We start from the raw sequence: 7,713 nt of genomic DNA, 5'->3' as shown, positions 1-7,713 counted from the left end.
GGGTCCTCACCAGAATCCCCAGAAATCTAAAACCACGACTTTGCCTTTGTAGTCGGCGAGCGTAAATGTCTTTCCGTTCTCGTCCGTGGCGGTGAAGTTGGGGGCCGCCTTCCCGATCTGAAGATTTTCCGCCTCAAAACGCGCGGCCTGAGCCATCTTCCCGTAGTCGGTGGTGGGATACTTCTCTAAAAGCTGTGCAAACATCGCCGATTTCTTCGTCGCATCACGCTCGGCCTGCGCCTGGTAGTAGAGCACCCCTGCCCGCACCACTGGGTTCTTGGATTTTTCTAATGCCGCCAGATAAGCGCCCACCTTCTTCTGGCCAAGAAGTGTCGCTGCCTTCTGCTCTTCTGCGTTCTTTGCGCTCATCCCTCCGCCCAGAGCCATCCCCAGTCGGGAGAGTACCGTGACAGCCTGCGCCGTCTCTGCGACATTCCGGTTTTCTTTGACAATTGCGTTGGCGATTGCCTCGATCTGCTCGTACTTTCGTCCCATTTGGGCGAGCTGGATCATGTCGAGCCGTGCCCGCACTTGAACACCGCCCTTGCTGGTTTTTGCTAGCTTTTCGTAGCGGGGCCAGAGATCTTGGTAGATCTTGGCGTAGTCGTCTTGAAGCTTTGCCATCTTGGTGGCGGTTACCTCGCCTTTTAGCTCTTTGCTTGCCGCCTGCATTCGCTGCGATCGCTCTAGCTGGAGTTTTTCCAGCTCCGCCTGACCCGCACTAGGTGGGGTCTGCGTCTGCGAAATCGCCGCGAGAGGCAGAGCGACAGCCAAGGCTGCCGTTAGATACCCTCTCATACGTTTCCTCCCATCCGAAAGTCTCGGATAGCCGCATTGTACAATGAATCCTATGAAGGCAAGAAAGATTGCGCTAATCACCGGCGCAGGCAGTGGCGTGGGCCAAGCCGTCGCTGTGGCGCTGTCTCAAGAAGGCTTCTCAGTCGCGCTGGTCGGGCGACGGCGGGAGAAGCTCGAAGAGACGGCAGCGCTCACTGATGGAAGAATCTGTGTCGGAGATGCTAGCGACCTGGTGGCGATGGAGCAGGTGCTCGCCGCGCTCGGCCCGGTCTCGGTTTTGGTTAACAATGCAGGCGTCCACAATGGCTTCGACAAGATCACCGAGAGCGACCCAGAGCGCTGGCGGCAGACCCTGCTCACCAATGTCTACGCGCCGTATTTGCTTGCCCGACTCTGTGCGCCAGGGATGAAAAAACTCGGCTGGGGACGCATCATCAATGTCAGCTCCGCAGCCGGTTTCGCCTCGCCCGATGGCCCCGGCGCGGACTACATTCTCTCCAAGTACACCCTCAACTTCTTCACCCGCCAGCTCGCCGCCGAGCTCTCTGGCACCGAGCTCTCGTGCTGCGCGATCCACCCTGGCGAGGTCAAGACCGAGATGTGGGAAGACATCCGAGACTTTGGCGGCATGCCCGGCTGGGCGGACTTAGTCGAGCGCACCGGTGGCGATCCACCCGAGAAAGCCGCTGAGCTGGTCTGCAAGATCGTCGCCGCACCGGCAAGTGAGACCAATGGGAAGTTCTTGTGGATCGAGGGCGGCATTCAGCCGTCCCGATTTACGTGGTGAGATCACCCCCTAACCCCCGCCCGGCGGGGGTTAGGGGGGCTGGATTAGTAGCTCCGCGCAAACAAGACTTGCTGCGTGGCGGGCTGGCCGGTGAGCACACAGACACCCTCGCCGCCGGGCTGGTCTGCCTCCAGCGGGATGCAGCGGATCGTGGCTTTTAGCTCTAGCTGGATCTTGTCCTCGTCCTCGCGCGAGCCTGCCCACCAAGCGCGGGCAAAGCCGGTCTCGACCGCAGCGGTCAGCTCGGCGTAGTTGGCGACATCCGTCACGTGCGCATCGCGGAAGGCTTTTGCCCGATCATAGAGTGCGGTCTGGATCTCTTCGAGAAGCGCGGGCAGGACGTCGGGAAGCTCGGCCCAACTGACGAAGCGCTTACCCTCTTTGCCCGGACGATCCCGGCGGCCCAGCACGACGGTCTGGTTGGCCACATCGCGCGGCCCGATCTCGATGCGAACGGGGATGCCCTTGACTTCCCACTCGTTGAACTTAAAGCCCGGCGTGAGGTTGTCGCGCACGTCAATCTTAACCCGCGCCTTGTCGCCAATCGCCGCCTTGAGCTGCTCGGCGGCAGCGAGCGTGGCGGCTTTCTCCTCGTCGTTCTTGTAGATCGGGACAATCACTGCCTGGGTCGGGGCGAGGCGCGGCGGCAGCACGAGGCCGTCATCGTCGGAGTGCGCCATGATCAGCGCCCCAATTAAACGGGTTGAGACGCCCCAAGATGTCGTCCAGGCGTACTCGATCTCGTTCTGGTTCTGGCCCTGGAACTTGATCTCGAAAGCTTTGGCGAAGTTCTGCCCGAGATTATGGCTCGTGCCCGCTTGCAGCGCCTTGCCGTCCTGCATCATCGCCTCGATGGCGTAGGTGCGCAGCGCCCCCGCGAACTTCTCTTTCTCGGTCTTGAGGCCCTTGAAGACGGGAATGGCCATGACGTTCTCGACAAAGTCCGAGTAGACCTCGTGGAGAATTTTGAGGGTCTCTTCCTCGGCCTCATCGTGGGTGGCGTGGGCGGTGTGGCCCTCCTGCCAGAGAAACTCTGCCGTACGCAGAAACGGGCGCGTGCGCAGCTCCCAGCGCACCACATTGGCCCACTGGTTGATCAGAAGCGGTAGGTCGCGCCAGGACTGCACCCAGCGCGAGAAGCTATCCCCGATAATCGCCTCAGAGGTCGGGCGGATCACCAGCGGCTCCTCCAGTGGCGCAGCCGGAACCAGCCCGCCCTTGCCATCGCTCTCTAATCTGTGGTGCGTCACCACGGCAACTTCCGGCGCGAAGCCCTCGACGTGCTGTGCCTCTTTCGTGAGAAAGCTCACGGGAATAAAGAGGGGGAAGTAGGCGTTGACGTGGCCCGTGTCTTTAATGCGCTTGTCGAGCCCCTGCTGGATCATCTCCCAGATCGCGTAGCCCGTGGGCTTGATGACCATGCAGCCGCGCACCGGCGAGTAGTCAGAAAGATCTGCCTCTTTGACGATATCGAGATACCACTGCGAGTAGTCTTTTTCGCGTGTGGTGATAGTTTGTTTTGCCATAATTCTTTGTCGTGATGAAAGTGTGAGGCGCTAAAGTGCCCGCCCGATTGTATCGGATCACACACGAAAAATCCTCGATCACTCACCAACTCACCAGCTTGCCATCAGGTATAGTTCAAAGAAAAGCAGGAATGGTTTGCTTGTAAGGAAACAACGATGACTCTTGATACGCTGGATCAAAAGATGAAGGTAGTACTCCCCACTTCGGAAGAAGAACTCTGGCTACAGATTCCCTGGCGCACTAACATCATGGCGGCTCGACTCGAAGCGCAGCGCACCCGCAAGCCCTTGTATCTCTGGATTATGAACGGCAACCCTCTGGGCTGTGTTTGAAACAACGGGAAATTGGACCGTGCGTCCAAGTTTAGCGATCCACGTGTGATCAAATCCCTTCAACAGGACTTTATTCCCGTCACGGGGGATACTCACGAAATTCAGAATGGAAAGTCGCCCGCCCGCAACTGGTTCATGACAATGGCCTTGAGTGTGAACCCCCAGATCGCAAGTGGGCAGACGGCACAGGGACACTACGTGGCCGGAGCCGATGGGGTGGGATACGGCTTCAACAATAACCGCGATGTAGAGCGTCTGCTACAGCTATTAAAAACCGGGCAGGAGAAGTATGCCCAAAAACCGCCCGCTCCGGTGACTATTGCCACGAGTGAGCTTGGTAGTGATTTTACACGCCTTGCGCCGACGGGCTCCTCTCTCTTGCGTATCTTTGTTCGGATCCATCCCTTGCCTGTGGGCTGTCATGAGCTCAATAAGGGAGCGGCGCGTGACCACATCTGGGTCTTGCCCCAAGAGGTTCGTGCGATGGCTGAGGCACCTTCTAGCGGGAAGTTCCCCTTACCGCCTACTCTGGTGGCAAGGCTCGCTTGCTACCACCTTACGGACTTTGTGCGGGGAGAGCCTAACTTCTGGAAGAGAAGCGAGGTAAAGCGAGCCCGGTTTGAGGGCACTATCCTCCAGAAAACCTCTGAGATCGTTGAGATTCGCTTCACCGGTGACTATGCCATGCAGACGGGAGATGGTCAGCGTGGACTAGAGGGAAAAATGGACGGTGTCTTTGTACTGGAGCAGGCCAGTACAAAGATTCGAAAGTTCCGTGCATTCGCCGAGGGACGTGCCTGGGGGGCAGGGACGTACACCCCCAGCCCACCCCCTGGAAAGTTTCCCTTGCTGTTTGCGATCCAAGAGACCAGCGATGCCTTCTCGAAAATAGTCCCTCCCCAAGGAGCACTCGATGGCCCAGACTACTTGCGAGGTGTTCTATGAAACGAACCTCCGTGGTCTGTGGTGTAGCAGTGGCGACACTTCTCTGGAGCCAGCTCATCCCAGCGCACTCTCCCAGCCTCACCGAGCTTCCCACTCTCAGCGATAAAGACCCGGCGTGCGGCGCGACAGCCATCAACGATAAAGGGCAGATCATCGGCTGGTCGGGAGAACCTGGCTGAGGGACGCCCGTAAGGCCGGTTCTCTGGCAGGGAACCCATCACAAAGCAACTGCACTTGCGCTTCCCAATGGCGCGACAACGGCAGAGCCCGAAGCAATCTCAGCTAATGGTGACTTCATCACAGGCAACTACCAAAACGCTAAAGACCATTCGTTTGGCATCCTCTGGGAAAAGGGAAAGATCAGCACTCTCACGGGGTTACCAGGTGCCAGTGACCTTTGGGCTCTCGGAGTCAACTCTGAGGGCACCGTCGTGGGCTACTCAATCTTCTCGGCAAACGAAGTACGCGCCACCGTCTGGGACAAAACTGGTAAGAGAACGCCTCTTCCTGGCTTCAGCGCAAAAGACAACTCTCTGGCGTTCGCGATCAATGACAGGGGGACAGTGGCAGGAATGACCCAGGCATGCCCCGTTGTCTGGCAGTACGGGAGGCTTCTTGTGCTGCGAGATGGTGGCAAAGGAGCCGCACTGGCACTGTCGCAAAACGGCGTTATCGGAGGAACGGTCGAGGGCAAGCCGGTTATCTGGAAAAACGCTGCCTCGGAGCCGACACTTCTCTCCATTCCACCGGGCTACCAAGGGCAAGTCATGGCAGTAAATGACCAGGGACAGGCTCTGGGAGTAGTCTATAACGATAAGCACTTCTGGCCCTTCTACTGGAAGAACGGCAAACCTCAGGCTATTGACTGGCTGATCCCGCCGGGTTCAAACTTTGCGGAGATCATCCCTCGAAGCCTGAACAATAAAGGGCAAATGACGGGCATGGGGCTGACGAACAACGGTGAGTGGCGCGGCTTTGTCTACACGCCCTAAATGAGTGGGGGACTGTAAAAGTTACGGGGGCACACCGATACTTTCGTTGTGTCCCAAACCCTCTCCGACCGTAAGATCGCGTGGCTGCTCTTTGCCTTCGCTGCAATTGTCTACGCCGCGACCATGTGCCGGACGATCTACACGGGCGATGACGGCGACTTCGAGACCGCGATGTACACGCTGGGGATCTGCCATCCTACGGGCTACCCGCTCTTCACGCTTTTGGGACGTGCATTTCTCTTTGGACTCGCCCCTCTGATCGAAGAGCCCGCGATGCGCGTCAATCTCATGACGGCGCTCTTTGGAGCCGGAGCTGTCGCGATGTTCTACCGCTTTGTGGCGGCGCTGGTTTCCTCGCGGCCTGTTGCGATAAGTACAGCGCTTTTACTTGCCTTTGCCCCGACTCTCTGGCAGCAGTCGCTCTCGTGCGAGGTCTACACCCTCACGGCGCTGTTTCTCTGCACGATTCTCTGGCTCAGTGTGCGCTTAGAGCGGGGCGAATCTGTCTTGAAGGCACTGGTGTTCGTCTATGGCCTCTCACTGACCAACAACCTCACGATGGCGCTCTTTCTGCCGGGCTTTCTGGTGCTGGCACTTCGCAAAGTCGGTCTCAAGAAACTCTTGGTGCTGCTCCCCCTCTTTCTACTCCCCCTGCTTCTTTATGCCTACGTGCCGCTGGCCGCACACTTCAGTGACTCGCCGCTCAAGTGGGGCGATCCGCAGACTTGGCCCCGGTTTTTCCAGCATGTTAATGGCTCACAGTATCGTCAGCTGATGTTCATCCAGCCACTAGCTACCTGGCACTTGCGCCTCTGGAACTACGCCTCGGGCGCACTCTGGAAAGAGTTTGGGGGCGTTTTTCTGGCTTTTGTGGTGCCGGGGATGATCGCGCTCGGGAAACGTCAGCGGCCTATCTTGGCGCTGACGGGCTGGGTGTTTCTGGTAGACATTATCTACGCGACCAACTACGCGATCTCGGATATCTATGTCTACTATATCCCCTCGTATCTCTGTGTGGCCGTTTGGATTGCGGTGGGGATGGGGCAAGTGGGAACGTGGCTGAGTGGCAAGTGGCCCCAGATGGTGCGCCCCTTGGCGATACTGGCACTTCTTATTCCCTTGGTGCAGATGACCACTCACCTGGCAGCAACAGAGAAGAGCAGTAACTTTCTCGAAGCGGATTTTGCAGCTAATATCTTGACCAGCTCGCCCAAAAATGCCGTGGTCCTGGCGACCAACAACACCGTTTTTACCCTCTGGTACCTGAAGTTCGTCAAACACCAGCGCCCTGATGTGACGGTGCTAAATGTGGACTTGCTGGAAGGGACTCTCTACCACGACGAGAGTTGGTACTTTGTTCATCTGCAGCACCAATGGCGCGGCCTACCCTCGCCCTATGGCCTGCCACGCGAGGCCACAACGGATGGCACGTATCTCCAGCTTCTGGTTCGGACGGCTCTTGCGGAGGATCGTCCTGTGCTCCTCGTCTCGGATGACCGACAGGACAACCACTCGGCGGAAGTGGGATTACCCTCACTGAATCAGAGGCTCCAGCCTTTTGTACGCGTCCCGTGGGGCATTACCCAGCGCCTCTACGAACCGGGTACTCAGCCCACAGCCCCGGTGATTCTCGCGCAGAACGCCACTCTGTGGCCACTGCTCAAGGTTCGAGGAGTCTACCAAAACGATAAGGAAAGTGATCCTCTCCAGCTTCACGTGATTGTGCGCTACTTTAGTGCCCACAAAGCCCTAGCCCTGCTTGCCGAGAAGCAGGGACAGCGCGAGCTGGCCCGCGAGCACTACACCGGGGCCAGCCTAATCTTCCGCGACTCAGGGGTCGAAGCCGGGCTTAAAGTGACGTCTGGCGGCGACACTGCACAATGACAAGCATCCCGCCCCGTACCCGAGAAGTCAGGGTGATATTAACATCTTAAAAGCCGCTATAAATACTAGATTAATTTGGATGATCTCCAATTTTTTTGGAGATTACCGAAACTGATACCATGTTAAGATCGGTTTTTAAACATCTGATTGCTTTTGTTATTTATTTTTTTATTGCACTGGCACCCGTCGCAAAGGCGCAGACACTTCTTGACTGGTCGCTCTATAATAATAACGCCTGGGACTCCTCGAATGGCTTTTCCCGTAACTACACTCTTACAGGAGGTAATGGGAATGTTACGCTTGCAATGGCTTTGTTGCATAACGTTTTTGGATAGACGTGCTTAACTGCATTTTCTGAACCTACCTCGTTAAGTTACTAGGTTAGAAGGCGACACGATGGCATAGCTCTCACAACGGCCAAATTCAAGGAAACGATTCAAAATACGAC

General features: G+C 57.3%; 8 protein-coding genes. 6 read left to right on the top strand and 2 right to left on the bottom strand.

Annotated features, from left to right (window positions below):
* Positions 1-6: 6 nt before the first annotated feature.
* Positions 7-798, bottom strand: a complete 792-nt coding sequence (locus RMO15_RS00640) for a redoxin domain-containing protein (RefSeq protein WP_309706900.1) — start codon at positions 796-798, stop codon at positions 7-9.
* A gap of 52 nt (positions 799-850) precedes the next feature.
* On the opposite strand from RMO15_RS00640, the gene RMO15_RS00635 reads away from it, so the two are divergent.
* Positions 851-1,585: an SDR family oxidoreductase gene (locus RMO15_RS00635; protein WP_309706898.1), complete on the top strand. Its 735-nt coding sequence runs from the start codon at positions 851-853 to the stop codon at positions 1,583-1,585.
* A gap of 44 nt (positions 1,586-1,629) precedes the next feature.
* On the opposite strand, the gene proS is transcribed toward RMO15_RS00635, so the two are convergent.
* Entirely contained in the window at positions 1,630-3,111 is a 1,482-nt protein-coding gene (gene proS / locus RMO15_RS00630) for a proline--tRNA ligase (RefSeq protein WP_309706895.1), read from the bottom strand.
* A 156-nt stretch (positions 3,112-3,267) separates the two neighbouring features.
* Here proS and RMO15_RS00625 point away from each other — a divergent pair, with 156 nt between their 5' ends.
* The 5 genes from RMO15_RS00625 (at position 3,268) to RMO15_RS00605 (ending at position 7,265) form a co-directional block, all read left to right on the top strand.
* Entirely contained in the window at positions 3,268-3,444 is a 177-nt protein-coding gene (locus tag RMO15_RS00625) for a hypothetical protein (protein WP_309706894.1), read from the top strand.
* Positions 3,445-3,456: 12 nt separating this feature from the next.
* Entirely contained in the window at positions 3,457-4,389 is a 933-nt protein-coding gene (locus RMO15_RS00620) for a hypothetical protein (RefSeq protein ID WP_309706893.1), read from the top strand.
* Positions 4,386-4,568 carry a hypothetical protein gene (locus tag RMO15_RS00615; protein ID WP_309706891.1) on the top strand — a complete coding sequence of 61 codons (183 nt, stop codon included), beginning with the start codon at positions 4,386-4,388 and terminating at the stop codon, positions 4,566-4,568. Before RMO15_RS00620 ends, RMO15_RS00615 begins: the two co-directional genes overlap by 4 nt.
* 252 nt (positions 4,569-4,820) lie before the next feature.
* On the top strand, positions 4,821-5,381 hold the full coding sequence (locus RMO15_RS00610) for a hypothetical protein (RefSeq protein WP_309706889.1): 561 nt from the start codon (positions 4,821-4,823) through the stop codon (positions 5,379-5,381).
* Positions 5,382-5,429: 48 nt separating this feature from the next.
* Complete coding sequence (locus RMO15_RS00605) at positions 5,430-7,265, top strand: DUF2723 domain-containing protein (protein WP_309706886.1); 1,836 nt, start codon at positions 5,430-5,432, stop codon at positions 7,263-7,265.
* Positions 7,266-7,713 lie beyond the last annotated feature (448 nt).

Origin of the sequence: Armatimonas sp., from assembly GCF_031410135.1 — a bacterium.
Classification (GTDB): domain Bacteria; phylum Armatimonadota; class Armatimonadia; order Armatimonadales; family Armatimonadaceae; genus Armatimonas.
This window is presented reverse-complemented; position numbering and strand designations above follow the sequence as displayed.

Excerpts from the sequence above, each read along its gene's own strand:
- RMO15_RS00640 (WP_309706900.1), bottom strand. The coding sequence starts at position 798 with ATGAGAGGGTATCTAACGGCAGCCTTGGCTGTCGCTCTGCCTCTCGCG.
- RMO15_RS00635 (WP_309706898.1), top strand. The coding sequence starts at position 851 with ATGAAGGCAAGAAAGATTGCGCTAATCACCGGCGCAGGCAGTGGCGTG.
- proS (WP_309706895.1), bottom strand. The coding sequence starts at position 3,111 with ATGGCAAAACAAACTATCACCACACGCGAAAAAGACTACTCGCAGTGG.
- RMO15_RS00625 (WP_309706894.1), top strand. The coding sequence starts at position 3,268 with ATGACTCTTGATACGCTGGATCAAAAGATGAAGGTAGTACTCCCCACT.
- RMO15_RS00615 (WP_309706891.1), top strand. The coding sequence starts at position 4,386 with ATGAAACGAACCTCCGTGGTCTGTGGTGTAGCAGTGGCGACACTTCTC.